This window comes from Paraburkholderia azotifigens (assembly GCF_007995085.1).
Lineage (GTDB): Bacteria > Pseudomonadota > Gammaproteobacteria > Burkholderiales > Burkholderiaceae > Paraburkholderia > Paraburkholderia azotifigens.
In genome coordinates, this window is record NZ_VOQS01000001.1 from 106,297 (window position 1) to 130,725 (window position 24,429).

Genomic DNA, 24,429 nt, shown 5'->3' on the forward strand with positions numbered 1-24,429 from the left:
AGCTTACCGCGCATCATGAGGGCGTATCGCTGTTCGGCTATCCGCTGGCGCGAGGCAAGACGACGATCGTCCGATACGGCGCGTCGTTCACGGTCGGCGATGCGCAATTCCAGTTCAGCGGGCGCGATCCGCTGACGCCCGAGGCCGTGCGCAACGCCGAGTACGCGTGGCTGTTGACCCATGCGCCGCTCGCCTATATCGCGCGTCGATGGGCGCAGGTGCCGCGGGGCGCCAGGTTGTTGGCGCTGGCGTTGCTGGCCTCGGCGGGACTCGGCTCGCTATGGCGCACGTATGGGCCGCACGATCTCGCTCGTGCATTGCCGCAACTCGGAGGCCCGTTCCGTTTCGTGACCGTGCGCGAAGATCCGAAAACGCACGCCTATGTCTACGAGGGCTACGTGACGACGTCGTCGGATCTCGCATTGCTCGCGACGGGTGCTCGCCGCGACACCCATGTGCCCGTCATCCGCGTCAAGGTCGTCGAGCAGATGAAAGATCAATTGGCGGACTTCCTGCAGAGCTATTACCGCGACGCCCGGATCAAGCCGGGCGAGCCGGGCTCGTTCATCGTCGTGCCGCCTGCGCAGGACGCCTACGCGGTGCCGGAGTCGTGGGACTACGAACGCGTTGCGCGGCTGGCGCGTGAATCCGTCAACGGATTGCGCGACCTGCGGTTCGAAGGTCACGTCGCCGGCAAAGGTCCCGTGCGAATACCGCTGGAGGCGATCGGCATGAACCTCGCGCGCTCGGCGCATGGAGCCTGGCTCGTCGACGGCCAGGGCGCGCGTTACTTCTCCGGTGCGCGCTTGCCGATCGGCAGGATCGCGCGCATTTCCGGATGCACGGTGGAGATCGTGCGCAACGACGACGGAACGACATACGAGTTTTCGGCCGGGAGCACGCTCCACGCCGGGCGTTGCAACTGATCGAAACTCGGTATCAGATCTGCGTGCCGGGTATTCGTGCGCGTCCCGGCGTGCGGTTAATTGAAGTGATCAGAAACGCGTGCAATTTAATAAGGAACCCGAATCATGGCAGTTGGCAACGTAGGTGGTGCGAGCCCCGCAGCAAGTGCAGGCAACGGACAGACCCTGCAGGATCTGCAGGATCAGAAGGCCCAGAACGCTTTCCAGGAACAGGTCACGAAGGAAAGCAACATGGAATCCAAACGCAACCAGACCCGCATGGGCGTCATCGGCAATCTGAAGTAACGATCTGAACGGGGCGCCGCGACAGCGGCGCCTCTACCGACACACCGTTGAAGAGAGGCAACGACATGCTTTTGCAACCCGTGGTGATGAACGTATTTCCGCCGCAGCCCCTTCCTGAGCCGCGCCATGATCAGCTGCAGGCCAACCCGCCGGACGGCGCGGACGATTCCCTGGCCGTGGCGTTGATCGAGCGCGCCGAGCAGATCGCGAGGGCTCAGGACAAGCGTATCGCCAACGACCTGGCTTCCTACGCGAAAAACCGCTCGTCGAATGCGAAAACGCTTGATCTTCTTCGACTGCAATTCGACCTCGACGACATGCAAACCAGCGCGACGCTGGCAAAAAACATCGCCGAAAAAATCGGCCAGGCCATCACATCGCTGACACAGAGGAACTAATGCGCCGCGCACTTATATTGCTGCCGCTGCTGTTCCTCGTCGGCTGCAAGGCATCGCTATTCGAAGGCCTGGAAGAAGATCAGGCGAATCAGATCATTGCCGTGCTGAGCCAGCATGGCATCGAGGGAGCCAAGGAGCGCAACGCCGACAAGACGTGGAATGTGTCCGTCGGCGGCGACGACGTGGTCACAGCGACGGAAATCACCCGCGAATACGCATTGCCGCACGGCAATCATGCGAATCTCGGCGAACTGTTCGCGCGGCAGGGCCTGATCTCGAATCCCGACGAAGACCGCGTGCGGTACGTCTATGGCTTGACGCAGGAGCTCTCGGAGACGCTCGAGAAGATCGACGGCGTGCTGGTGGCGCGCGTGCACATCGTGCAGCCGGAGCGCGATCCGCTGATGCGGCAGGTGACGCCGCCGTCGGCTTCCGTGATGCTGCGCTATCGCAGCGACTACAACCTCGAATACATGCGGGACAAGATTCGCGGACTGGTCGCGGGCAGCGTCGAGGGCCTGACGCCCGATCACGTGTATCTGACGTTCATTCCTGTCACGCCCGTGGCGGCCCCGGCGAATGCGAAGAGCGACGTGGATATGCGCTTTATCACGGCCGCCGGCGAATCGCATCACAACGCAACGCTCGCGCTGATCGCCGCGACGGTGATGGCGTTGTTGCTGATCATCTCGGCGTGGGTGTGGGACAGCGGCATTCGTTCGTTTGCGCCGACCTTCTTCCGGCGCAGACAACTCAAGAATGCGCAAAAGGCGCGTTCCGACGAAACGCCTGCTGCTTCGGACCAGGGAGACGCATCATGAGGCGCGTGCCGCTCCTTGCACTGGCCCGATGGGCGCACCATAGCTGGCTGCCGCGCGGCGAACGCGCGCATTCGGAGCGTGCCCAGGCGGACGCGAACGCCAGTTTGCTCGTACTGATGCCGCAGTTGATGGTCGAACGCACGATGCCGCACGTGCCTGCATTTGCGACATTGCCGCGTCCTGCATGCGCAAAGGTGATGCGTATCACGGCCGCGATCGCGCAAGCGCATACCTTGCGCAAGGTCGTGAGCGCCAGCGCTCGCGAGATGTTCGCGAGCCAGGTTGCGCCCCATGTCCTGCGGGCCATCCAGTCGAGCGCACTGGCGGATGCTGCGGATGTCGACGTCGGCGCCATGTTGAATGTCTTCGACCGCGCCGACATGACCGCCGTCGGGCTGCGCCTCGCCTTGCATGCGCACGACGACCCGGCGCTACGCGCGCTCCTGCAGTTGCGTCTGCCGCGCGCCGTCGCACAACGCGCATGGCGCTACGGGACGGGCGACCTCGGCGCGCACACGGCAAGCCGTCTTCTCGAAGCCGCGTATGCGCTTGCGGGAGGTCGATCATGCTGATCTGCCGGAAGGGCGGCTGGCGCGTCGAGTCGGATGGTTATGTGTCGGCGGTCGACCTGCGGGAACTGGAAGGCTTGCGCGAAGTCGAGGCGTGCCGTGCGCGCGAGGCCGAGCGCGAGCATGCCCGTCTTGCCGACCGCGTGCGCGAACTCAAGCGCCGTGCGTGGCGACGTGGATATGACTCGGGGCGACGCACTGCGTTGCACGAGTATGTCGTGCCGCGCGCGGCCGCATCGTTTGCGGCACGTTGCCTCGAAGAGCGTCTCGTCGGTCTGGCATTGGATGCCGTCGCCGGGTTACTCGGAGAACTGCCTGCCGACGTGACCTTGCGCAGCCGTCTGCGGCGCTGCATCCGCGCGTCGCGCGCGCAGCAGGTGATCTCGGTGCGGGTGTCGGCCAACCATTGCGAGCAGACGCAGCGCATAGCCAGCGCGCTCGAGAAGGAGTTGAACGTTCCACTGTTCATGGTGATGGCGGATGCGGGTCTTCCGCCGCACTCGATGATCGTCGAAACGGAGAACGGCGTGATTGACGGCAGCCTGATGCCGCAATTGCGTGTTCTCGAACGCGGCATGCGGGACGCGATCGGCGTGGTGCTCGACGAGTACCGCTATATCGACGACGAAGCGGCCAGGATGGTCGACGTGATCGAACGCGGGCTGCGCGATGTCATCGACCTGCTTGCATGGCGCGGCGAGCCGCGCGATGGAGGCGTCCAATGAGTCCCTGGCAAGACATGGAGCGTGTGACGCTCGCGCATGCGAAGCGGCACAACGTCGCCGCATTGCATTTCGGCACACCTTATTCCGTGAGCGTCGGCAAGCGGGCGTTTTCGCTGCAATTCGAGCCGTGCCGCGCGCGCTATCCGCTGCGGATGCACGCGCGAGCGATGGGCGAGCCGATGTCGCTCGATTGTGACGTGCAGGCGCTGTTTCCCGAACTGAACGGGCAGGCGCTGACGCAGGCGCAGGAGAAGGCGCCGCAACTGATCGCGGAAGCGCTCGACGAGTGGCTGAGCGCGCTTGAAGGCGCGTTCGGATTCGCGATCGACATAACGGGCGTGTCCTTCGACGCCGCGCCGCCGCCTGGCGCATACGGCCTCGTACTCACGCATGCCCGCAGCCATCGCACGGCGCACTTTGCGCTGGATAGCCCGGCTGTCGATCAATGGCTCGCACATCGCGCCGTTCCCGCCGCGCAGATGGCGGGACTCGGGAGCCGGCTGAGCGTGCGCGTTCCCGTCTGCATGGCGGGCCCTGCGCTGTCGATGCAGCGACTGCGAAAAATCAGGCCGGGCGATGCGCTGCTGGTCGACCCGTCCCATCAGTATTTGCGTGTGCCGCTTCGTCATGGCGCACGACGAATTTTGCTTACCCAATCTGGAGCACACATGGCAGTAGACCATCCGTTGATCGATGACGCCGGCGAATCCACTGAGATGACGAGCGAGCTGATTCCCGCGAACGCACTCACTTTTTCGTTCGATGCCGTGATCGGAACCTTGTCGTTCGCGCTCGACGATCTGATGCGGCTGCGGCCAGGCTCGATCGTTTCGTTGCAGCTGCCCGTTCGCCGGCACGCGGTGACGCTGCTGTGTCAGGGCATTCCATTCGCGCGCGGCGAACTGATCGACATCGACGATGCGTTGGGCGTCCGCATCGTCGATCTCACTCATCTGTCGGACACGCGCACGGCATCATGAAAGACCAGGCCGTCAATTTTCAGCTCATCGTCTTTTTCTTCGTCCTCGGGCTGTTGCCGTTGATCGTGACGATGACGACTTCCTTCACGAAGTTCAGCATCGTGTTGACGCTGCTGCGCTCCGCGCTCGGCGTGCAGCAGGCGCCGGGCAACATGGCGCTCGCGGCGCTGGCGCTCTCGGCGACCTTCGTCGTGATGGCCCCGACCGTCGAAAAGATGGGCGCCGAGCTGTCGATCGGCGAGCGCATCGAGCGGGGCGACATGCCCGATCTCATGCAGATGTACCAGGCGGTGCGCGGGCCGCTCGGTGAATTCATGCTCGATCATTCGCGGCCCGCCGAGCGCGCCTTCCTCGTGACGGCGGCGAAGCGCATCGACCCATCGCGCGACGTGCAGGAAACTGACTTCTCGCTGCTGATCCCCGCCTTCATGATCAGCGAGATATCGAGCGGCTTCGAAGCGGGCTTCCTGCTCTACATGGCGTTTCTCATCATCGATCTCGTCGTCGCCAATGTGTTGACCGCGATGGGCATGGTGATGCTGTCGCCCACCACGGTCTCGACGCCTCTGAAGCTCTTCGTGCTCGTCTCGGTCTCGGGCGTATCGAAGTTGATGCACGGACTGATCGTCAGCTACGCGAAATGAACTCGACTCCTTCTCTGGCATCGCTGTCCAGCGATGCGTTGCTGCTCGTCTTCTGGCTGTCCCTGCCTGCCCTCGCGGTCGCCACGGGGATCGGTGTGCTGATCGGGCTCGTGCAGTCGATCACCCAGATTCAGGACCAGGCGCTGCCGTACGGCGCGAAGATCATCGGCGTCGGGCTCGTGATGATGATCGCGATGCCGTGGGGCAACAGCGAGGTCACGCGTTTCGTCGAGCACGCGCTGTCCTACATCGCTGCGGGGCGGATGCAATGACGGCAGGCTACATCGGCTACATCGAGGGCTTTGCGTTTTGCACCATCCGGCCCGCCGTTGCGCTTGCGCTCGTTCCGTTCGGCAGCAACGAGTCGCTCGGCGTCGCGTTGCGCGTGCCGCTGATGCTGCTGTTCGCGACCATCCCGCAAGTGACGCAATGGCCGGACAACCCCGTCGTCGCGATTGCGGTTGAAGTGCTGATCGGACTGACGCTCGGCATGCTGCTGAGCGTCGTGTTTCATGCGGCGGCCGCGGCGGGTGCGCTGATCGACCAGCAAGGCGGGTATTCGATCGCGGCTTCCTACGATCCGAACTTTCGCGACGAAGCAGCACTCTTCGAGCATCTGTTCGGATGGTTCGCCACGCTGACGTTTTTCACCGGCAAAGGCCTTGTGTCCGTGTACGGTTTCTTCGCCGATGCCTGGGCGCTGTGGCCGCCCGGTGCGCCGCGCCCGGACCTGATGCGTGTCATGCGGGAGCTTGCCGAACAGCGGCTTGCGCTGTCGATCGTGGAGGGCGTGAGGCTCGCGATGCCGCTCGTCGGACTCATGTTGCTGGTCGATATCGCGCTCGGGTGGATGTCGCGTTACGCGAAGCGGCTCAACCCGTTCACGACGGCGCGGACCGTCAAGGCCATCGTGTTGTCTCTCACGATCGTTTCCTGCGTGCCCGTGCTGTTCGAACGGTTCAACGCGATCTTTTTGCGCAGCGCGATATTGCAATGAGCGACAAGACAGAAGCCCCGACTCCGCACAGGTTGAAACGCGCCCGCAAAGACGGCGACATTGCGAAGAGCACGCACGTGACGGTCGCCGTCAGCGGGCTGTTCTGGTGGCTGTTTCTGGTGATCGAATCGCCGCACGTCTATCAGGTGTGCGTGCACGTCGTGGAAGCGGCGACCCGCATCGATCAGGCGCGGCCGTTTGCCGAGCGCTACACGCAGGCAATGAGCGACCTGAACGGCATGCTGCCCGTCGCGCTCACGACGCTGGGCGTGGGCGCGCTGTCCGTGATCGTGCCCGAGGCGGCGCAAGCGGGCGGCGTACTCGCGTTCAAGCGCCTCGTGCCCGATCTCAAGCGGCTGAATCCGGTGACCGGCATCAAGAACCTGTTCGGTTTGAAGATGCTGTTCGAGACGGCCGTCACGCTCTCCCAATTCACCATTTTGCTGTTCATTGTCTGGCATGCGTTCGCCGGGTGGTGCGAGCAATTGCTTCCGTCTTTTGCGCTTTCATTCGGCGGACAACTGAGTGCGACGGGGGAATCGACCATTCGTCTGATGGGGCTCGCGGCCGTCTCGCAGCTCGCGCCCGCTGCCGTGGATTTCTGGCTGCAGCGTATCCAGTGGCGGCGGCGGTTGAGGATGGACAAAAACGAAATCAAGCGGGAACACAAGGACGAAGAAGGCGATCCGCACGTCAAGGGACGGCGCAAAGCCTTGCACAGGGAACTCATTCGATAACATGGCAAACAACAAGACGTCGCGCCGAATCGATCTGCTGGGCATGGTGGCGCGCCATGCCGATCTCTCGTTGGGAGCCGGCATGCTCGGCGTGCTGCTCCTGCTGATCCTGCCCGTTCCGCCATTCGTACTCGATCTCTGCATCGGCGTGAGCTTCACGGCGAGCTTCGTGATGCTGACGGCGACGCTGTACGCCGCGAAAGCAGTGGAGCTATCGAGCTTCCCGTCTTTGCTGCTCGTCACGACGCTGCTGAGACTCGCGCTCGCCATCGCATCGACGAAGATGATCCTGCTTCACGCGCACGCCGGACAGATCATCGGTGCATTCGGCGAAATGGTGGTGGGCGGCAACGTCGCCGTCGGCATCGTGGTGTTCGTCGTGTTGTCGGCGATTCAGTTCATCGTCGTCGCGAAGGGCGCGGACCGCGTGGCCGAAGTGTCGGCGCGCTTTACGCTCGACGGCATTCCGGGCCGCCAGATGAGCATCGACGCCGACCTGCGCGGCGGGCTCATCAGCGGCGTGGAGGCGGGGCAACTGCGCCGCGAGCTGGAGCGCGAAACGTATTTCTACGGCTCGCTCGACGGGGCGATGAAATTCGTCAAAGGCGATGCGATTGCGGGGCTCGTCGTCGCGCTCGTGAACATTGTCGGCGGACTGGCTGTCGGCATCGGGCAGCGCGGCATGTCGTTCGGCGACGCGCTTCACACCTACGCGATCCTGACCGTCGGCGACGGGCTCGTGTCGCAGATGCCTTCGCTGATCGTATCGATCTCGGCCGGCCTGCTGGTCACGCGCGTGTCGTCGGGGAGCGGCAGCGCGAACCTGGGGGGCGACATTCTCACGCAACTGTCGCTGCACCCGCCCGCGCTCGCGATGGCGGGCGCGGCATGCGTCGCGCTGGCCGCGATTCCTGGTTTTCCGCATGTTCAGTTCACGCTCGTGGCGTTGCTGCTGATCGGCGCCGCTGTCGTGATGATTCGCCAGCGCGCGGCCGCGCAGCGTTCGATGCGTCCCAGAATGCCCGCGATGACGCGCGACGGCGGCAACTACGTGCAGCGCATTCTGGACGACGTCGAGCTGGGCACGAGCACGCTGCTGCGCGTGCGGCTAGGACGCGCCGCTTCGGACGCGCTGGTTGGCGTCGAGTTGAACGAGCAACTGGCGACGCTGCGACGCGATCTGATCGTGCGGCTCGGCGTGCCTTTTCCGGGCCTCGTTCTGCTCAAGGACGAGCGTCTTGATGAAGACCGCTATATCGTCGATATCGAAGACGTGCCGTATTCCGGCGGCACGCTGGTAGCGGGGCACGTGCTGGTGAGCGGCGCCGCTGCCAGCGTCGCGATGGAGGGCACGCCGGGCTATCACCCGCGTGCGGAAAAGTCGGTCTGGGTGAGTGCGGCCGCTGCGGCTGCCATCGACAACCCGCAACTCGTCAAGTCGACACCGAACCAGTTGCTTTGTGCGCATCTGACGAGCGTCTGCGAGGAGCGTGCATCGGCTTTCCTTGGCACGCAGGAAACGAAGTTCCTGTTGAACCTGATCAACGTGGAGTTCCGCGAACTGGTGGCGCTCGTGCAGAAAGCGGTGAGCACGGTGCAGCTGGCGTGCGTGCTGCGCAGTCTTCTCGAACAGCGTGTGTCCGTGCGCAATCTGCGCGCGATTCTCGAAGCGATCCTGCAGATTCCCGACGGCGAACGCTCGCTCGACCGGATGGTGCGCGAGGCACGCATCGCGCTGGCGCCTCAACTGGTTCGCTCGTATGCGGATCTCGGCAACTGGCAGGTCGATGCCGCCGTGCTCGATCCCGCATGGGAGGCCGATCTCGAAGCGCAGATCGAACATGGCGTGGACGGCGAGCCGCAATGCGTGCTGGACGCAGACAGTCTCGACAGCATGAAGCGCGGTTTTGCCGCAAAACAGGACGTGGCGCACGTCGTGGTGACGACTGCTGTGCTGCGCCCGCACCTCGCGCGCATTCTGCGTACGCTCGGTATCCCGTCCGATGTGCTCGCGATGGAAGAGATTCCGTCCGACACTTATCGCGTGCGCGTGGTCGCGACGCTCGTGCCGGGTTGATCCATCGCCATGACGGACATCAAGATGAAAACAGTCGTTCCGGCGCTGCTGTCGAATCCGCCCGTGCTTAATGCAAGAATCGTCGAGGCGCGTGGCGTCATCGTGCGGGTCGTGGGTGCGTCGTTGCGTATCGGTGAAATGGTTCGGCTCACGCGGCCGGATGCGCTTGAGACACAGATCGGCGAAGTGGTCGGCTTTACGCAGGATGGTGCGCTCGTCGTGCCGCTCGATGGACTCGCGGGGCTGTCGAACATCACTCAGGTGGAAGGCTGCGGGCTTGGCTGGGGACGTTTCGATGCGCCCGCGCTGCTCGGACGCGTGATCGACGGGCTCGGCCGGCCGCTCGATGGCGGCGATGCCCCGGAGGCCGCAAGCGGGCCGTCATCGACGCCGATGCTGCCGCAGATCAATCCGCTCGAACGGCCTGTGATATCGGCGCCGTTCGCGACGGGCGTGCGAGCGATCGATGGGCTGCTGTCTTGCGGCGTCGGCCAGCGGGTCGGCATTTTCGCACCTGCGGGCGGGGGCAAAAGTACGCTGATGGGCATGATCGCGAACGGCGCGGCCGTCGATGCGATCGTCGTCGCGCTGATCGGCGAGCGTGGCCGCGAAGTGGGCGAGTTCATCCACGATCATCTCGGTGCGCGGCGCTCGTCGTCGGTCGTGATCGTGTCGACGTCGGAGCGTCCCGCGGCGGAACGCATCAAGGCTGCCGAGCTGGCCTGCAGCGTCGCGAGCGATCTGCGCGCGCAAGGCAGGCAGGTTCTGCTGTTATTCGATTCGCTGACGCGCTATGCGCGCGCGCTGCGCGAGGTGGGTCTCGCCGTGGGCGAGCCGCCCGTGCGCCGGGGCTATCCGCCGCGCGTGTTCGCGGAGCTGCCGAAGCTGATCGAAACAGCGGGACTGACGCAGCAGGGCGCCGTCACCGCCTTCTTTACGGTTCTGGCCGAGGACGAGGAGATGTCGGATCCGATCGCGGAAGAGTCGCGTTCGCTGCTCGACGGGCATATTGCATTGTCGGGGCGTCTTGGCGCGGCGGGTCATTATCCCGCCATCGATGTGCTCAAAAGCAAGAGCCGCGTGATGACGCGCGTGACGACCTCCACGCATCGCGAGGAGGCGAATCGCGTGCGCGGCTGGATGAGCCGGTATCAGGAAATCGAGCTGCTATTGCAGATAGGCGAATATCGGCGCGGCAACGATGCCGCGAGCGATGTTGCGATCGACCGTCATCCGATGGTCGAGCGTTTTCTGCGTCAGCGTCATGACGAGTACTGCAGCTGGCAGCAGACGCTGGCGTCGCTGCGTACGCTCGCGCGTGGATAACGGCGATGAAGGACGCGATGCAAATCCGCTTGTGGACACTGCTCGTCCACGTGCGACGGTTGAGGGTCGAGCGCAGGCGGCGTCTGTTGAAGGAGGCGCGTCTGCGCGTCGAGCGTGCACCCGCCGATACGGCGGGGCAGAAGCAGGCGATCGAACATCACGACGCGAAGCGCGGCGGCATTCTCGCTGCGTGCAAGAACGGCAACGCGGCGGCGATGTTGTGGCGCATGGCGTTGCGTCGGCATGACGACGACCGGTTCCCGCTCGAAGATGCGCTATCGAGGGCGCTGCATGTGGAACGGCAGGCGCAGGCGGAGGCGGAGCGGGCGTCGCGCGCATTGCAGCGCGAGATGTTGGGAGAGGACGATGCGCGAACGCGGGTGCGGGGTCTGAAAGCCGCGCAGCACTGCGATGACGATCCCGATGCTTGATGACGCGGCGGCGGGGTAGGGCGCGTGATTGCAGGCGGCGCGTTTGTGTGAATCGTGTGTACGGGTGCAAAGCGCAAGGGCCGCCGCGCGGCGGCGACCCTTGTTCGTGCTTAGTGGGCCTTGAAGTCGGCTGCCGTCGGCGCGTGGCCCGTGGCGGGATCGATCCAGCCCTTGCCGCTGCGGTTGGCTACGAGTTCATAGCCGTCCGGCGTCTGGGCGTCGAGCAGGCGGCCATTGCCCTCGCGCTGGACAGTCAGCGGCGCGCCGTTTTTCTCGCTCAGACCGTTGACCACATAAGCGTCGTTGCCTTTGGTGATGGTGAGCTTGTCGGCGTAGGTGACGTTGCCGTCCCCTTGGTTCCCACCGTGATCTTCGTACCGTCTCGCAGATTGAACGACATCGGGCCTTTGAACATATTCGAGCTGCCGTTGTTGTCGATGTGCGGATCGCCCCAGACCTTCGTGGTCTCACCCGTCTTCTTGTTGGTAAGCAGCATCGAAGAGTCGCTCTTGTTCAGATCGAGCTTGTAGTCGCCGAGATCGATCGTCGATTTGCCGTTCTGGACGCACGTGTTGCTCCAGTTGTTATTGTTCTGGCAACGCCTGGAGGAATCGTCGATGTGAATGGACGTCTTCTGATAGCTTTGCTCCATTTTGAAATTCGCGTTGGGGTGTCGATTGAAATCGCCGCAACTGTTTCGGAGCTGGCTTTGCATGTTGCTCCGCGATTGCTGAAGTTCGCACTGGGTGTCGTTTGCTTTTCTGTAGAGGTTGCGCCCGTTATCGCCACGGCTCCACGTGCTGCTGAACGATGACTGATACATGCTGCGGCTCATCGTGTTGCCATGGTCGTTGCCCGTCAGCGATTGCGTGGCTTGCATGATTTGCGTGCTCAGCGCCGCCTTCTGCATCTTTTGCTGAGCAGGCGCGCCATAGTGGCTGAACGATTCGCGTGTCGAAGCGAAAGAGGAGAAGCTATTCATTGTGGACTGCATATCATTCCTTGGATGGTTAGTGATTCAATTAGCGTGTCGTTGCGACAGCGTGATCGGACATGATTTCGCGTTGCCCGATCACGCATGGAGAGTCTAGAGAACAATGGCATCTCGGATGCACTACATACGTAACGCAGCATCGAAACGGCACCCGGATCGCCTCCGTATGGCATCGTCACGGATGTCATGCGGCTCAACGAAGCGCGCCGCGAGCCGGAAGATCAGATGCCTAGCCATGCCTCGACATCGCTCATTTGCTGGGTGGTAAGTGTTTTGCCGTTGAGATAGTCGCGCAGGATAGCGGGCGTCAGGTTGGGGAAGCCCTGCTCGATCATCTCCTGCTGCAGCCCATCGGGCGCGGGCCCGGCGCCTTCGAGCCACCCGGTGATGGCGTCGCGGATACGCGGGTCCATGTTCTGTGCGACGGCAGGGTCCTCATGCAGGTACTGGCGCATCTCCGCACGTCCCCAGACTGCAACGCCTGAGTTGCCTGCTGCCTGGCCTGCTCCCGAGGGACCAGCCGCAGGGGATGACGGACCCGCCGAGGATGACGAAGGGTTATCGGTCGGAGCGGGATCAGTACGTAGCCGCTTGGCCGGCGGTTCCACGTTCTCCGGGTCGTAGGTCGGTTCGACATATGCGTGTTGGGACGATGAATAATAGCCGTAGCCATGTTCGACGTTTTTTACCCACGCCTCTGGCACGCCGGTCTTTCGCGAAATCTCTTGCGATGACTCACCTGCGCCGTAGTCTTCAAGAATCTGATCATATTGGTCTTGTGTCATCGGTTCGAATTCGGGCTGGGCCACGGGTCCGAGTGGGGCATCCGTGCGTCTTGCGGCACCTGCCGGGCGATTCGTTTCTTCCAGATACTTTGCCCATGCTTGCTCGACCGGCTGTTTTGGGAGTCTGTTTTCGATCGCGTAGCGCAATGCCGCCTGGAAGGCCAGGTTGGGGTTTCCTTCCGTGAATTTGTGCGCGGATGCTGTTATAGACGATCCGTTCGCTATTTCGCTGTAGATAGCGGGTCCGACGCGCGTAAATTCAGCCTCGCTCATGCGGGTCTGCGGGGGCGGCAGGCGGTGTTCGTTTGCATACCGTTGAATCCATGCTCTGACGTTTTTAGGAGGCATGTTTCGCCTTTCCGCGATCTGCTTGGTAGACAGGCCAGATTGGGAATCCTCGTAGATTTCTCCACCCCGTGCATCCGTGTATCGTGGCTGGTAATGCTGACCAACGGGCAAGAGATTGGGATGTGCGGAAAGGTATTTGTTTAAATAGTTCCTGATCGTACTGTCGGAAACCCCATTCCGCTCGGCGATCTCGAGGAACGTGTCGCCCACACTGCGAGCGTCGTATATTTCCTTGCCGAAGTCATCGGTGTATTGCCTGCCGCCTCCCGGCAGCCCAACCTCCGGATTGAGTTCCCAGCTTCCGTCGTTTTTTTGCCGGACGGGGTATGAAGGCTTCGCCCCGCCTTCAGGCGAGACCACGCGCCACGTCGCATTGTCCTTGTCATACGCCACAGCGTAGGTCTTGTCGCCCTGCCTGATATAGCCGCGGCCCATGCTATCGCGATGGATGCCGGGAAACCATCGATCTGCGCTCAGATCGCCGTTGACCTGCGTCTGGTAGGTGTCGGGTACCCAGTTCGAACTTGACGGCCCGGGCTGGGGTGTCGGGCTGCTTTCACCGCCTGTCGATTTGCCACCGCCTAACTTGCTCTTGAACCAATCCCAGATGCCCGTACTTTGCTGCGGGCGCGAATACATTTCCAGCGGCGTACCTGATTCTTCGTCGACGTAGGGCCTGGCGTTCCGCGTTAGCGAGTCGAGATCGTAGTCGACACCACCGAAGTCGCCGTCCGCGGGACTTTGCGCGGCGCCGCTGCGGCCTATCGTGTCGTCGAGATCGATGCCAAGTACATGCTCTTTGCCGTCTTCCCCCTTGAATACCTTTAGCAGCACGATCGTATGCATGCCGGAATAGTTGGAGTCGGGACGCGCGATGCCGCGTGCACTCAACACCAACGGGCCTTTTTCCAGCTGTTTGCGCAACTCGGCTGCGTTGAGCGGTCCGTTCGCAATGGGCGTGAGCCTGCCGTCAGGCACGTCGGCTGCGTTCTTCGCCACTTTGCCGTGATCGAGGAAGCAGGTAGAGGGGTTTTGCGGCTTGAGCGTTTTCGACTGCAGGAGTTTCGCGACGGGTGGATCCTGCGCGAATTTCCTTAGCGAAACCAGTCTCGACATTGGCCCGCCACCCTTGAGTCCGACGTCGGTGTTGATCGCCCACGCTTCGCCCGTTGGATCGAATCTGACGGGGTAGGTGTAGCGGCCGGGCGAAGACGGGTGAATGACGCGCCAGGTGTTGTTGCCCGAATCGTAGTTGACCTTGTAATACTTGTCGTCGTTCTTGATGAAGTGCTCGGCACTGTCGTTCGTATAGACGCCCGGTGCATTCTCGTCAGGCATCAGTGTGTTCGGATCGACGGCGACTGCGTAGTCCTCCGGTATCTGCATCGGCTTGCCGCCCATGCGGGCCTTCGCGGCGAGAACGGACGGATCGTCGGAAGGACCCGCGGGCGGCTCCGGTGCGTAGCTTGTTTCGTACTGATCGGGATTATCTGGCTGAACTTTCTTGACGGGCAAAAGATTCGACGACGCAGCGGGCGGCGCGTCCTCGCCTTTCGGGCCCGTGCCCTTGCTGCCATCTTCTTCCAGCGAGAGATGCCCGTCCTTCTCAACCAGCCTGAATCCCTTTCCCGTGAGCCTGGTGGCGGTCTCCGCGGCTTCCTCGCCGAGTTCCCTGGCGAATTGAGCGCCTTCTCCTCCCGCCTTGATCACGTCGCCGAGTGCGCCAAGGATGGGGTCGAGCAAACTCAGGAGAATGTTGACCGCGCTTTCGGTGACTGCCGCCTTGCCGCTTGCCATCGCGGAGTCGGGACTCCATGGGTATTTGAGCGCGGCGAGGGGAGTGAGACCCAGGAGCAGGTGAGCAATCGACTTGAACACGGCTTCGAGTGCCGCCAGCGTTGCCTTCGACGGTTGCGCAGGACCGTATGGGCGACCTCCCGCCGCCGCTGTTTCAGTCCGCGTGACTTGCTGGCCCACGTGAGTGAACCGGTCCGCAAGGTCGCGAATATAGTCCGGCCCGGCAGGCGGCGGGTTGTCGATAATGTGCGAGTAAGAGGGGACAGGGGCGGGCCCGTTCTTGTCGTCGGGATTGTTGGGATCTCGTTGCGCCGACTGTTTGCTGGGGTCGTCGGCTGCCTTTAACTGGTCGTGCGCGGCGGCTTGCCAGATATCCAGTTTGTGACGCAGGTCCGGATCATTCTGGAGGCGCTGGGTGAACGCGAGCACGCGCTTGTCGGCGACGGGATCCTCACCCATGCCTGTGTTAAGCGAGAACAGCGCGTCGGTGATGGCCTTGTAGCGTTTGACGGGATCCTGGATCTTCTCCGCATCCTGCAGCGTCTGATCGACGAATCTGTTGGCGTCGTCCCATTCAGCGCGGTCCTTCTTGAGATACGCATCCGTTGCATCCGCTACTGCATGTTGCAGCCTGTTTTTCAGATCGGCTGCCTGACGAAGGATGGCTTCGCGAGCGGCCGCATTGGGCGCGCCGAGGAACGCCTTGCGCAGATTGTCGAGTTGCGCGAGCTGCTTCGCGTACGACGGGTCCAGATAACCTTCGCCCAATGGATGATTGAAGATGGAGAGAACACGATCGAGCGGATCGTTGATCGACCGGTTGTACTCCTGCAGGATCGCGGACTCCAGCTCCGTGAGCTTCTGTTCGATCACGGATCGCGCTTCGGGCGATGTGATGTTGCAATAGGCGGCCTCGTAGACGGCGAGTTGCGTTGCGTAGCGTCGGGCAACTTCAGGCGGTAGCGCGGCGAGCTGCGCCTGCGTGTCGCCGAGGCCTTTCTGGACACGCGCGACGTCGGGCGGATAGCCCGTATAGTCCAGTTCGGTTGCGGCATCCAGCTTGCCTTTTTCGGCCTCGTCGTTGTTCAGGCTGCGCGATTGCGGCGTGCCGTTCGATGAATCGGTGTCGTACCGGTCGGATAATCCTTTGAGTTCTTCGATCGTCACGTCGGGAAGCGTCGGTGCCCCGGAATCGTCTGTCTGATTCGCGACGGCTGTGCCCGGTTGTACGTTGGCGCCACCGGCAGAACTGGGAACCGCGCCGCGCGTCGATTGTGTCGTGCTGGCGGGAGGTGACGCGGGAGGGTTGTCCTGGGATGATGGCTTCTGTTGTCCTTCACCCGTATCGGGCGAGGAATCTCCGCCGAAGCGGGAGGAGTTGTCCGCCGTTGGCTCCTGATTGTCGTCCTGCGCCTTATAAGTCCAATAAGCCGGGTGATTACCGTTAGTCGTACTAGATATGCTCATGATTGCGCTCCAGATCAAGGTGCATCACATGCCGTGTTAACAGGTCGCACGGTCAGATCATTGGAGCGCTGCAGCATGTGCGTCATGTAGTGAGCCGATAACCTGCGCCAATTTGACGCACCCCTTGTTTCAATGACATATCCCGGTACTACCCGCCATCCGGGCCCTCCGGCATCCTGTCGATATCAGCAGGCGCTTTGGCATGGCAGGCGTATCGCAGATTGCAGCCGCCTATGCCCGTCTTCATCGACAATCCCTTTTCTCGAGGTCAGGATGGCGTATTTGATCGGTCTGGTTGCAGGTGCATGCATTGGCGTGATGGCGGCGGGACTTTGCGTGATGGCGGGCGAAAGGCCGCGCGCACGCGACTCGCGCAACACATGAATGTTGCGCGGCAAACCGTCGTGCCAAAACGCCCGGTACAGTTCGGTCGGCAGCGCTTCGATCTGAACGCGGCGGGGAGCGGCTGCGTCGGACATAATGTCCGCATGGCGCCATGCAGGTGCCCCGCAGACACAAGGAGACTTTCCATGACGACGCGCGCGCTCTTTCGCGACGACGCTTATCTGACCCGCTGCGACGCGACGGTCACTGCCATCGATGAGCAGGGCATCCATCTCGACCAGACCGTGTTCTACCCGCTCGGCGGCGGCCAGGCGGGTGACGCGGGTGTGCTGACGCTCGCCGACGGCACGCGCATCGAGATCGCCGACACGCGTAAAGCAAAGTTCGAAGGCGCGACACCCGACGATGCCGTCCACGTTCCCGCACCCGGCCAGGAAGCGTTGCTGGCGCAGCTCGCTGCCGGTCAAACGTTGACGGCTGAGATCGACTGGGCGCGCCGCTACCGGCACATGCGCCTGCATACGGCGAGTCATCTGATGTGCGCGGTGCTGCCGTATCCCGTCGACGGCTGCAGCATCACGGCCGACTACGCGCGCCTCGACTTCGCGACAGTCGAGCCGATCGGGCGCGACGATGTCGAAGCACGGCTCGCGGAACTCGTCGGCGGAGCGCACGGCGTCGCCACGCAGTGGATCACCGACGACGAAATGGCGGCCCGCCCCGAACTCGTGCGCACGATGAGCGTGAAGCCGCCGATGGGCCTCGGCCGCGTGCGCCTGCTGCGCATCGAAGGCGTCGACCTGCAGCCGTGCGGCGGCACGCATGTGCGCAACACGCAGGAGATCGGCGCACTGCGCGTCGCGAAGCTGGAAAAGAAAAGCGCACGCACGCGGCGGCTCGTGCTGGAGCTTGCATGAGCGTGCGCTTCGACGCGGCCGCGTATTCGTCGGAAGCGGACTACGCGGCGCTCGATCCCCGTGCGCGCGACGTGCTCGACTGCTGGTTCGGAAAACCCGGTTCGGACGAATACGGCAGGGATCAGAAGCGCTGGTTCAAACGCAGCGACGCGTTCGATGCGATGCTGCGCGAGCGCTTCGGCGTGCTGATCGAAGCAGCGCTCGCGCATGAGCTCGACGCTTGGCTTGCGACGCCGCTCGGCGCACTCGCGCTCGTGATCGTGCTCGATCAGTTCATGCGCAACTGTCACCGGAAAACGGCGCGCATGTACGACGGCGACGCGCAGGCACTGGACATCGCGCGGCGCATGATCGAAGAGGGCGGCGACGTGCTGCTGCCGACCGTCTATCACCGCGCGTTCGCGTATATCCCGTTCGAGCACGACGAAACCGTCGAAGGCCAGCGCGAAGGCGTGCGCCTTTACACGCTGCTCGAAGCGCTCGGGCTCGATCGCTCATATGCGCGCTCGGCCGTACGGCATGAGCAGGTGGTCGAGCGCTTCGGGCGCTTTCCGCATCGAAACGCACTGCTTGGCCGTGAGTCGAGCGACGAAGAGATCGCGTTCCTGCGCGAGCCGGGGTCGTCGTTCTAGCGCGTCGTTGGGCCGTGCGGGCTCATTCTCCCGCGCCCGACGGCGTGCGCACGAACACACGCAGCAGTTCGTCGTTATCGCCGGGACGCGCGCCCGACCAGAACAGCTTCCAGCCTTCGCCGGGCTGCGCCGGATTCTGCCTGCGCATTTGCACGATCAGCCACGTGCAGGCTTGCGCATCGGCGCTCGAGCTTGCCGTCGTGTTCGCGGCCTGCAAAGGCATGTGCTCGATGCCCGCGAAGTAGTCCAGCATCGGCGCTTCCGATTCACCGAGCGCGACGCTCGCCATGCAATCGCCTGCGTTCCACTGCGCATCGAGGTGCGTGCGCAGATCTTCGAAGACCGAGCGGTAGCTTTTCGCCAGATCGAGCCACGGCAGCAGCAGTGTGCCGACGAGTCCCCATGCGACGATTGCGCCCGCGCACCAGCTGAGCGCACCGCGCCACTTGCCCGTGCGCCGCACGAGCGGCAGCAGCCACAGCCAGCCGACCGTCAGCGCGAGCGCCGCGGTCACTTCGACGGGGCGGATCGGCAGCGTCCAGTCGAGCGGCAGCCAGCGGCCGAGAAGGTGAAGCCACGCGCGGCTGGCGGCGGGATTCGTCATCGTCGACCAGATCGTCCAGGCGAGTACGGCGAGCACGGCGAACAGAACGCGGCTCGCGATGTCCCACACGGTATGCAGGCGCTGCGGCAGCCGTTCGATTGCGCGCGCCGCGAGCGGCGCAAGCGGCGCGATGAACGGCAGGATGTACAGCTCGCGGATCGTCGCCGAAGTTTGCAGCACCGCGAAGCCCGTGCCCGCGAAGATCAGCGGCAGCGCGATTCGCGGCTCGCGCCATTGACGCCATCCGTCGCGTGTCGTTGCTGCGAGCGCGACGAGCGCGACGAGCGCAACGAGCGCGAGCGGCACGACGGGAAAACCGACCGTCAGGAGCGTCTTCAGTACGAAGAGCCCGTCGTCGTTTTTCGAACCCAGTTCGGGCACGGAGAAACCGAAGAAACGCCCGACGTTGTTGTCCCACAGCCAGACCTTGAAGAGCGCCTCGGAGCGCAGGTAGAAGCAGACGGGCCAGATCAGCGCGAACGGCGCGAACACGCATGCCGCCAGCGCGAGCGCGCGTGCGAAGCGCAGGCTGCGGCACGCCGGATAGAGCGCGAGCGCAGCGCAGAGCGTCGCGCCGAACACGAGCGGAACGAACAGCCCCTTTGACATCAGCGCGATGCCGACGCCCGCGCCGAACATCGCGGCGGCCTTGTAGTTCTGTTTTGCGTCGTGTCGATGCGAAGCGTCGGTGCCGATGGGGGCGTCGCTTCGAACCGGCAGCACCAGTTCGAACAGTCCGCAGAAGCCGAGCGCGGCGCCCGCCATCAGCGCGACATCCGTCATCATGTCGTGGGCGTGCTTGACGACGACGAGCGTCCCCGCGAACAGCGCGAGCGAGCCGATCACGCGCAGGTCGAGCCAACGCGGCGCGTCCGTCGAGCGCCGCGCGATACGCGCAAGGCACAGCAGCGTCAGCACGCCAAAGACGGCGCTGGCGAGGCGTGCGCCGTCGTGCAGCGGCAAATAGCGGCTGAACAGCCATGCAGTGCCCGCCGCCACCCAGTCGTAGATGGGCGGCTTCTCGACGAACGGCTGACCCGCGTTGGTCGGCACCACGAGATCGCCCGTATCGAGCATGTGCTGGACGATGCCGAACGTGTAGGTTTCGTCCTGCTTCCAAGGATCGTGGCCGAGCATGCCGGGCAACAGCCACGCACAGACCAGCGCGATGCCGATCGTCCATCGCGCCGCGCGCGAAGCGGCGAGCCTCCCGATCAGGCGCTGTATGGCCGGAGCGGGTGGGAGCGGTGTTGTGGCATCGGTGCCGATTCCCTCGTCAGGGCGTAACGGCGCCGCCACTGCGGCGGCGACGCGCGCGAGCGCTCCACGTAGTGTGAACAGTGCCGACAAGGCGCTCGCTCCCCAGCGCCATTTCTTTGATGGATTCTGCTGCTGCATGACGAAAGATCTCTGGCCTTGGAGCGCGACAACATGGGCCACGATCCTGTTGTTCGTACGACATCGCGTCGCTTGTGCGAGCGAATATTTGCATTCTATCGACCGATTATTACGAATGGTTACAAAAATGCTTGAGGGTGTCGAAATGGGTCAGCGAAGTGTGGGGAAAAGGGCGAAATGCTCGAAACGCGACGATGCACGGCGCATCGTGCCGAAGCGCCGCGCAATCTGCATGAAGGGAAGGGGAAGGGTCAGCGGCCGGCGCTGACGTCGAGCAGTGCGCCGTTCACGTACGACGACGCGTCGCTCAGCAGCCAGACGATGGCTTCGGCGACTTCGTCGGCGGTGCCGGGGCGGCCGAGGGGTGTCTGCGCGCCGAGTACGGCGGCGCGATCCGGACGGCCGCCGCTTGCGTGGATGTCGGTGTCGATCAGGCCGGGGCGCACGGCGTTCACGCGGATGCCCTGCGGGCCGAGTTCTTTCGCGAGGCCGATCGTCATCGTGTCGACGGCGCCTTTCGAGCCGGCGTAGTCGACATATTCGTTCGGCGAGCCGAGCCGCGACGCCGCCGACGACACGTTCACGATCGCGCCGCCATGTCCGCCGCGATCCTTCGACATGCGCCGCGCCGCCTCGCGCGCACAGAGATACGCGCCGTACACGTTGACGTCGAACATGCGCTTCAGGCGCGCCGCGTCCATGTCGGCGAGGGGCATAGACGGCGCAACGATGCCCGCGTTGTTGACGAGCGCGTCGATGCGGCCGTAGGCCTGTTCCAGCGCGTCAAACATCGCGACAACCTGCGCTTCGTCGGCGACGTCGCCCGCGATCAGGCGCGCATGGCCGCCTGCGCGCCCGACTTCGGCCGCCGTCTCTTTCGCGGCCGCTTCGTTGCTCGCGTAGTTCACGCCGACCGACCAGCCGCGCGCGCCGAGCATGCGCGCCGTCGCGCGGCCGATACCGCGGCTCGCGCCCGTGATCAGAACCACTTTCGTCATGTGTACTCCCGGCTCATGATGCGCAAGAGGCTGACGGCGTCAGACGCGTTCGCGCCGGTCCGCCCATTTGTCCTGTGCGGGCGGCTGATAGCGTTGCAGCTTGCCGATCAGCGCGGCGGGATCGCTCTCGACCTGCAGGATGTCGAAGTACGTCTGGCGCATGAAACCTTCCTGCACCGTGTGCTGGAGCATCGAGATCAGCGGGTCGTAGAAGCCGTCGATGTTGAGCACGGCCACTGCCTTCTGGTGATAGCCGAGCTGGGCCCACGTGAAGACTTCGAACAGCTCTTCGAGCGTGCCCGCGCCGCCGGGCATTGCAACGAACGCGTCGGAGAGATCGGCCATCATCTTCTTGCGATGATGCATGTCGGGCACGACGTGCAGTTCCGACAGGCCGTTATGGCCGACTTCCTTGTTGACGAGCAGTTCGGGGATCACGCCGATCGCGCGGCCGCCTGCCGCCATCACTTCATCGGCGATCACGCCCATCAGGCCGACCTTGCCGCCGCCATAGACGAGCGACAGGTTCGCTGCGACGAGCGCGCGGCCGAATGCCTTCGCGGCGTCGCGGTACAGCGGTTTGGCTCCGTCCGAGGAGCCGCAATAGACGCAGACTGCCTTCATCTTCAACTGTCCTTCGATTCGTTACGAGGTTCGCGCGGCGGCAGGTAGTCGTAGAACTCGCGCTGCGGATGCTTGCCCGACACGAGGTCGTCGAACAGTTCGCGCGAGCGGCCGCGCAGGTACGGCGCCATCAGCGACACGATCTGCACGCTGACCTGATGCAGTTCCGCCTGAATCGCTTCCTGCTCGTTGTACTTGCGCGGGTTCATCACGAACTGGTACGACAGCCAGTACGTCGCGATCACGCCGATGTTCGTTGCGATCACCTTGATTTCGTCGGGCGTGGCGACCATTTCGCCGTCCGCGACGAGTTGCTCGCAGAACTGGCTCGCGAAGCGCACCTTGTGGCTGATGATCTGCTTGAAGTGTGTTTCGAGCGTGCGATTGCGCGCGAGCAGGTCGTTCAGATCGCGGTACAGGAAGCGGTAGCGCCAGGTGAAGTCGACCATGTACTGCAGATACGACCACATCTCGTCGATGGTCGCGCGGTGATCTTCCGGGAAACGCAGACGCTTTTCGATCTCCTGCTCGAACTGGCTGAAGATGCTGTTGATGATGTCGTCTTTGTTGCGGAAGTGGTAGTACAGGTTGCCTGGACTGATCTCCATTTCCTCGGCGATCGTCGTCGTCGTGACGTTCGGCTCGCCGATTTCGTTGAAGAGCTTCAACGAGAGTTCGAGAATCCGTTCGCGCGTGCGGCGGGGAGGTTTGGCTTCCATGTCGTCCGGCCCTGGTGGTTGGCGGGCGGTTTGATGCGCGTGTGTTGCGGCGCGTGTCTCCACCCGGTCTGGTTGGCTATCTCTTGAGGCTCCAACGATTATAAACCGACCGTTCTGTGGGCAGACTGTGGGCGTCTGCGTGTTTGTAGGGGGTGTTTGGGTTTTTTGCTGGCATCCGCTTTGTGTTATCGGTTTGCTAGCGTTGCCCCTGTGCGGGGCGGCACCTGTTTTTTTGCAGCGGCAAAGAAAAGCAGGCAAAAGAAAGCCGCTCACACCGCCAGTGCTTGTAGTTGCCCAAGGGCTCTCAACGTCCCCGTCCTGCTCACAGCAATGCGCTAGCTCTGGTTTCTTGTTTGGCTGGCATCCGCGGTTTCGTATCGGTGCTTCAGGCGTTGCCCCTGTGCGGGGCGGCACTTACTTTCTTTGCCGCCGCAAAGAAAGTAAGCAAAGAAAGCGGGCTAACCCCGCGAATGCTAGTTGTTGCCTGCGGGCCCCCCACGGGTCCCGCACTTCACACGGCAACCCACTGTCTCACGCGAGTTGCCAGCGTACTAACTCACGCCTCACCCACTTCACCTTCCCGCGTCACGTTTCGCTTTACCAGAAAGTCCCCGGCCGCCCAGGTGGCAAACTGTGTGTAGGCCGTCGTGATGGAAGTGCACCACTCCGGACTGAAAAGCGGATCGGTGTCGTAGGAGCGCCGACGCATACGGTGCGACAGGCTACACACCGTTTGCCACCTGGGCTGCACAAACCGTTCGCTGCCGCTGGCTGCGCTACGGGTGATCGAAGTGGGTGATGCGCCTGTTCAAGGCGCTGGTGACATGCGTGGAAAAGTGCGTTGCCGTCTGGAGTGCGGGACCCGACGGGGGCCCGCAGGCAAAAAACGAGTACTGGCGGTGTGAGCGGCTTTCTTTTGCCTACTTTTCTTTGCCGCGGCAAAGAAAAGTAGGTGCCGCCCCGCACAGGGGCAACGCATGCAGCACCGATACGAAACCGCGGATGCCAGCAAAAAAAACGTCACAGACAAGCGGATATGAATTCGCGGATGCCAGCGAAAAAAACGTCACAGACAAGCCGATATGAATTCGCGGATGCCAGCAAAAAATAAATGACAGGCAAGAACAACAAGCTATCGGATAGCAGCAACCCATCCTCCAGCCCACCGCACAACGAGCGGACCAACGAGCAGAACCCAGGTCATAACACAAATAAAAAGCGCGACCATCACGGCAGCACTGCCGAGATCCTTGGCGCGCCGCGACAACTCATGCCGCTCCAGAGAAATCCGGTCAATAGCGGCCTCGACGCTCGAATTCAGCAACTCGACGATTAAAACCAGAAACACCGACCCCAGCAGCAAAACACGAGAAACCGCATCGACGGGCACAAAAACACCACACGGCACAAGAATCGCCGCCAGCGTCAACTCCTGCCGAAACGCGCTCTCCTCACGAATCGCAACACGAAACCCGGCAAAGGAATTCTTCATCGCGTGCCACGCACGCGCAACACCGCGATTGCCCTTGTATGGATTGAACGGCAGCGGCGCGAGCGGATCGTCCGGGCCGAGCGGCTCGTGCGGTTCCTGCGCTTCGGCTAGAGGGGCCGCACCTTCGTCGGACGAAGATTCGCCCGAGGCGCGCACACGCGTCGCGGATGACATGGCGGATGGCTTCGCTGGAAGAGCTCTGGACTGTCCAGCATAACGCGAGCGCGGCGCGCCGTCTTCGTGCATGTCGTGCACGTCGTCGAACGGCTCGCCGACGTGCTCCGTTTGCGGTGCTGCTGTCTTGGCGTCGCGCAGCGATTCCTGCGGAGCGCGCAATGCGTTCGATTGTCTCGTTTGCATGGGCGTGGCGAGAAGTGAGGGCGCTAGCGCGTC

Annotated in this window: 24 protein-coding genes and 1 pseudogene; 17 read left to right on the plus strand and 8 right to left on the minus strand. The window is 63.2% G+C overall.

Annotated elements, in window-relative coordinates:
• Positions 1-146: 146 nt before the first annotated feature.
• The 14 genes from FRZ40_RS00485 to FRZ40_RS00550 all read left to right on the plus strand — a co-directional run bounded on the left by FRZ40_RS00485 (position 147) and on the right by FRZ40_RS00550 (position 10,916).
• Entirely contained in the window at positions 147-926 is a 780-nt protein-coding gene (locus tag FRZ40_RS00485; RefSeq protein WP_147232963.1) for a hypothetical protein, read from the plus strand.
• A 105-nt stretch (positions 927-1,031) separates the two neighbouring features.
• Positions 1,032-1,211: a hypothetical protein gene (locus tag FRZ40_RS00490; protein WP_028365544.1), complete on the plus strand. Its 180-nt coding sequence runs from the start codon at positions 1,032-1,034 to the stop codon at positions 1,209-1,211.
• Between the two features lie 65 nt (positions 1,212-1,276).
• Positions 1,277-1,609: a hypothetical protein gene (locus tag FRZ40_RS00495; RefSeq protein ID WP_147232964.1), complete on the plus strand. Its 333-nt coding sequence runs from the start codon at positions 1,277-1,279 to the stop codon at positions 1,607-1,609.
• Positions 1,609-2,430 (plus strand): type III secretion system inner membrane ring lipoprotein SctJ, encoded by an 822-nt coding sequence (gene sctJ / locus FRZ40_RS00500; protein ID WP_147232965.1) that lies wholly within the window; start codon positions 1,609-1,611, stop codon positions 2,428-2,430. The genes FRZ40_RS00495 and sctJ overlap by 1 nt, the downstream gene beginning before the upstream one ends.
• Complete coding sequence (locus FRZ40_RS00505; protein ID WP_147232966.1) at positions 2,427-3,002, plus strand: hypothetical protein; 576 nt, start codon at positions 2,427-2,429, stop codon at positions 3,000-3,002. Before sctJ ends, FRZ40_RS00505 begins: the two co-directional genes overlap by 4 nt.
• On the plus strand, positions 2,996-3,724 hold the full coding sequence (locus FRZ40_RS00510) for a FliH/SctL family protein (RefSeq protein ID WP_147232967.1): 729 nt from the start codon (positions 2,996-2,998) through the stop codon (positions 3,722-3,724). The genes FRZ40_RS00505 and FRZ40_RS00510 overlap by 7 nt, the downstream gene beginning before the upstream one ends.
• Positions 3,721-4,704, plus strand: coding sequence for a FliM/FliN family flagellar motor switch protein (locus FRZ40_RS00515; RefSeq protein ID WP_147232968.1), 984 nt, complete (start codon positions 3,721-3,723; stop codon positions 4,702-4,704). Before FRZ40_RS00510 ends, FRZ40_RS00515 begins: the two co-directional genes overlap by 4 nt.
• Positions 4,701-5,348 carry an EscR/YscR/HrcR family type III secretion system export apparatus protein gene (locus FRZ40_RS00520; protein WP_147232969.1) on the plus strand — a complete coding sequence of 216 codons (648 nt, stop codon included), beginning with the start codon at positions 4,701-4,703 and terminating at the stop codon, positions 5,346-5,348. The genes FRZ40_RS00515 and FRZ40_RS00520 overlap by 4 nt, the downstream gene beginning before the upstream one ends.
• Positions 5,345-5,620 carry a type III secretion system export apparatus subunit SctS gene (gene sctS / locus FRZ40_RS00525; protein WP_028365539.1) on the plus strand — a complete coding sequence of 92 codons (276 nt, stop codon included), beginning with the start codon at positions 5,345-5,347 and terminating at the stop codon, positions 5,618-5,620. The genes FRZ40_RS00520 and sctS overlap by 4 nt, the downstream gene beginning before the upstream one ends.
• Entirely contained in the window at positions 5,617-6,345 is a 729-nt protein-coding gene (locus FRZ40_RS00530; RefSeq protein ID WP_147232970.1) for an EscT/YscT/HrcT family type III secretion system export apparatus protein, read from the plus strand. The genes sctS and FRZ40_RS00530 overlap by 4 nt, the downstream gene beginning before the upstream one ends.
• Entirely contained in the window at positions 6,342-7,082 is a 741-nt protein-coding gene (locus FRZ40_RS00535) for an EscU/YscU/HrcU family type III secretion system export apparatus switch protein (protein WP_147232971.1), read from the plus strand. Before FRZ40_RS00530 ends, FRZ40_RS00535 begins: the two co-directional genes overlap by 4 nt.
• Before the next feature lies 1 nt (position 7,083).
• On the plus strand, positions 7,084-9,159 hold the full coding sequence (locus FRZ40_RS00540) for a flagellar biosynthesis protein FlhA (protein WP_147232972.1): 2,076 nt from the start codon (positions 7,084-7,086) through the stop codon (positions 9,157-9,159).
• A gap of 24 nt (positions 9,160-9,183) precedes the next feature.
• Positions 9,184-10,485 carry a FliI/YscN family ATPase gene (locus FRZ40_RS00545; protein ID WP_240057044.1) on the plus strand — a complete coding sequence of 434 codons (1,302 nt, stop codon included), beginning with the start codon at positions 9,184-9,186 and terminating at the stop codon, positions 10,483-10,485.
• Between the two features lie 5 nt (positions 10,486-10,490).
• On the plus strand, positions 10,491-10,916 hold the full coding sequence (locus tag FRZ40_RS00550; protein WP_147232974.1) for a hypothetical protein: 426 nt from the start codon (positions 10,491-10,493) through the stop codon (positions 10,914-10,916).
• Positions 10,917-11,026: 110 nt separating this feature from the next.
• On the opposite strand, the pseudogene FRZ40_RS45935 reads toward FRZ40_RS00550, so the two are convergent.
• The 3 genes and pseudogenes from FRZ40_RS45935 to FRZ40_RS00570 form a co-directional block, all read right to left on the minus strand.
• Positions 11,027-11,910 (minus strand): annotated as a pseudogene (locus FRZ40_RS45935) (DUF1521 domain-containing protein).
• Positions 11,911-12,131: 221 nt separating this feature from the next.
• Positions 12,132-16,307, minus strand: coding sequence for a DUF445 domain-containing protein (locus FRZ40_RS00565; protein WP_147232977.1), 4,176 nt, complete (start codon positions 16,305-16,307; stop codon positions 12,132-12,134).
• Between the two features lie 185 nt (positions 16,308-16,492).
• Positions 16,493-16,786: a hypothetical protein gene (locus FRZ40_RS00570; RefSeq protein ID WP_147232978.1), complete on the minus strand. Its 294-nt coding sequence runs from the start codon at positions 16,784-16,786 to the stop codon at positions 16,493-16,495.
• Between the two features lie 51 nt (positions 16,787-16,837).
• On the opposite strand from FRZ40_RS00570, the gene FRZ40_RS00575 reads away from it, so the two are divergent.
• Together FRZ40_RS00575 and FRZ40_RS00580 are read left to right on the plus strand one after the other, a co-directional pair.
• Entirely contained in the window at positions 16,838-17,569 is a 732-nt protein-coding gene (locus tag FRZ40_RS00575; RefSeq protein ID WP_028365532.1) for an alanyl-tRNA editing protein, read from the plus strand.
• Positions 17,566-18,201 (plus strand): DUF924 family protein, encoded by a 636-nt coding sequence (locus FRZ40_RS00580; RefSeq protein ID WP_147232979.1) that lies wholly within the window; start codon positions 17,566-17,568, stop codon positions 18,199-18,201. The genes FRZ40_RS00575 and FRZ40_RS00580 overlap by 4 nt, the downstream gene beginning before the upstream one ends.
• Before the next feature lie 22 nt (positions 18,202-18,223).
• Here the strand turns inward: FRZ40_RS00580 and FRZ40_RS00585 are convergent, their stop codons facing one another.
• From FRZ40_RS00585 to FRZ40_RS00600, 4 genes are all read right to left on the minus strand, one after another.
• Entirely contained in the window at positions 18,224-20,203 is a 1,980-nt protein-coding gene (locus FRZ40_RS00585; RefSeq protein WP_147232980.1) for an ArnT family glycosyltransferase, read from the minus strand.
• A gap of 251 nt (positions 20,204-20,454) precedes the next feature.
• The gene (locus FRZ40_RS00590; protein ID WP_028365530.1) at positions 20,455-21,201 is read right to left on the minus strand and encodes an SDR family oxidoreductase; all 747 of its coding nucleotides are present in this window, start codon (positions 21,199-21,201) and stop codon (positions 20,455-20,457) included.
• A 39-nt stretch (positions 21,202-21,240) separates the two neighbouring features.
• The gene (locus tag FRZ40_RS00595) at positions 21,241-21,825 is read right to left on the minus strand and encodes an LOG family protein (protein ID WP_028365529.1); all 585 of its coding nucleotides are present in this window, start codon (positions 21,823-21,825) and stop codon (positions 21,241-21,243) included.
• Positions 21,826-21,827: 2 nt separating this feature from the next.
• Complete coding sequence (locus tag FRZ40_RS00600; protein ID WP_028365528.1) at positions 21,828-22,544, minus strand: TetR/AcrR family transcriptional regulator; 717 nt, start codon at positions 22,542-22,544, stop codon at positions 21,828-21,830.
• A gap of 798 nt (positions 22,545-23,342) precedes the next feature.
• Here FRZ40_RS00600 and FRZ40_RS00605 point away from each other — a divergent pair.
• Positions 23,343-23,630: a hypothetical protein gene (locus tag FRZ40_RS00605; protein WP_147232981.1), complete on the plus strand. Its 288-nt coding sequence runs from the start codon at positions 23,343-23,345 to the stop codon at positions 23,628-23,630.
• A 46-nt stretch (positions 23,631-23,676) separates the two neighbouring features.
• Here the strand turns inward: FRZ40_RS00605 and FRZ40_RS00610 are convergent, their stop codons facing one another.
• Complete coding sequence (locus FRZ40_RS00610) at positions 23,677-24,396, minus strand: diacylglycerol kinase (RefSeq protein ID WP_147232982.1); 720 nt, start codon at positions 24,394-24,396, stop codon at positions 23,677-23,679.
• Positions 24,397-24,429 lie beyond the last annotated feature (33 nt).

What these genes read in the sequence shown, in the direction of transcription:
- FRZ40_RS00540 (WP_147232972.1), top strand. Translation starts at nt 7,084, where the DNA reads ATGGCAAACAACAAGACGTCGCGCCGAATCGATCTGCTGGGCATGGTG.
- FRZ40_RS00550 (WP_147232974.1), top strand. Translation starts at nt 10,491, where the DNA reads ATGAAGGACGCGATGCAAATCCGCTTGTGGACACTGCTCGTCCACGTG.
- FRZ40_RS00520 (WP_147232969.1), top strand. Translation starts at nt 4,701, where the DNA reads ATGAAAGACCAGGCCGTCAATTTTCAGCTCATCGTCTTTTTCTTCGTC.
- FRZ40_RS00605 (WP_147232981.1), top strand. Translation starts at nt 23,343, where the DNA reads ATGCGCCTGTTCAAGGCGCTGGTGACATGCGTGGAAAAGTGCGTTGCC.
- FRZ40_RS00585 (WP_147232980.1), bottom strand. Translation starts at nt 20,203, where the DNA reads ATGCAGCAGCAGAATCCATCAAAGAAATGGCGCTGGGGAGCGAGCGCC.
- FRZ40_RS00510 (WP_147232967.1), top strand. Translation starts at nt 2,996, where the DNA reads ATGCTGATCTGCCGGAAGGGCGGCTGGCGCGTCGAGTCGGATGGTTAT.
- FRZ40_RS00515 (WP_147232968.1), top strand. Translation starts at nt 3,721, where the DNA reads ATGAGTCCCTGGCAAGACATGGAGCGTGTGACGCTCGCGCATGCGAAG.
- FRZ40_RS00580 (WP_147232979.1), top strand. Translation starts at nt 17,566, where the DNA reads ATGAGCGTGCGCTTCGACGCGGCCGCGTATTCGTCGGAAGCGGACTAC.
- FRZ40_RS00570 (WP_147232978.1), bottom strand. Translation starts at nt 16,786, where the DNA reads ATGTCCGACGCAGCCGCTCCCCGCCGCGTTCAGATCGAAGCGCTGCCG.
- FRZ40_RS00565 (WP_147232977.1), bottom strand. Translation starts at nt 16,307, where the DNA reads ATGAGCATATCTAGTACGACTAACGGTAATCACCCGGCTTATTGGACT.
- FRZ40_RS00495 (WP_147232964.1), top strand. Translation starts at nt 1,277, where the DNA reads ATGCTTTTGCAACCCGTGGTGATGAACGTATTTCCGCCGCAGCCCCTT.
- FRZ40_RS00600 (WP_028365528.1), bottom strand. Translation starts at nt 22,544, where the DNA reads ATGGAAGCCAAACCTCCCCGCCGCACGCGCGAACGGATTCTCGAACTC.
- FRZ40_RS00590 (WP_028365530.1), bottom strand. Translation starts at nt 21,201, where the DNA reads ATGACGAAAGTGGTTCTGATCACGGGCGCGAGCCGCGGTATCGGCCGC.
- sctJ (WP_147232965.1), top strand. Translation starts at nt 1,609, where the DNA reads ATGCGCCGCGCACTTATATTGCTGCCGCTGCTGTTCCTCGTCGGCTGC.
- sctS (WP_028365539.1), top strand. Translation starts at nt 5,345, where the DNA reads ATGAACTCGACTCCTTCTCTGGCATCGCTGTCCAGCGATGCGTTGCTG.
- FRZ40_RS00490 (WP_028365544.1), top strand. Translation starts at nt 1,032, where the DNA reads ATGGCAGTTGGCAACGTAGGTGGTGCGAGCCCCGCAGCAAGTGCAGGC.
- FRZ40_RS00575 (WP_028365532.1), top strand. Translation starts at nt 16,838, where the DNA reads ATGACGACGCGCGCGCTCTTTCGCGACGACGCTTATCTGACCCGCTGC.
- FRZ40_RS00535 (WP_147232971.1), top strand. Translation starts at nt 6,342, where the DNA reads ATGAGCGACAAGACAGAAGCCCCGACTCCGCACAGGTTGAAACGCGCC.
- FRZ40_RS00530 (WP_147232970.1), top strand. Translation starts at nt 5,617, where the DNA reads ATGACGGCAGGCTACATCGGCTACATCGAGGGCTTTGCGTTTTGCACC.
- FRZ40_RS00545 (WP_240057044.1), top strand. Translation starts at nt 9,184, where the DNA reads ATGAAAACAGTCGTTCCGGCGCTGCTGTCGAATCCGCCCGTGCTTAAT.
- FRZ40_RS00505 (WP_147232966.1), top strand. Translation starts at nt 2,427, where the DNA reads ATGAGGCGCGTGCCGCTCCTTGCACTGGCCCGATGGGCGCACCATAGC.
- FRZ40_RS00595 (WP_028365529.1), bottom strand. Translation starts at nt 21,825, where the DNA reads ATGAAGGCAGTCTGCGTCTATTGCGGCTCCTCGGACGGAGCCAAACCG.
- FRZ40_RS00610 (WP_147232982.1), bottom strand. Translation starts at nt 24,396, where the DNA reads ATGCAAACGAGACAATCGAACGCATTGCGCGCTCCGCAGGAATCGCTG.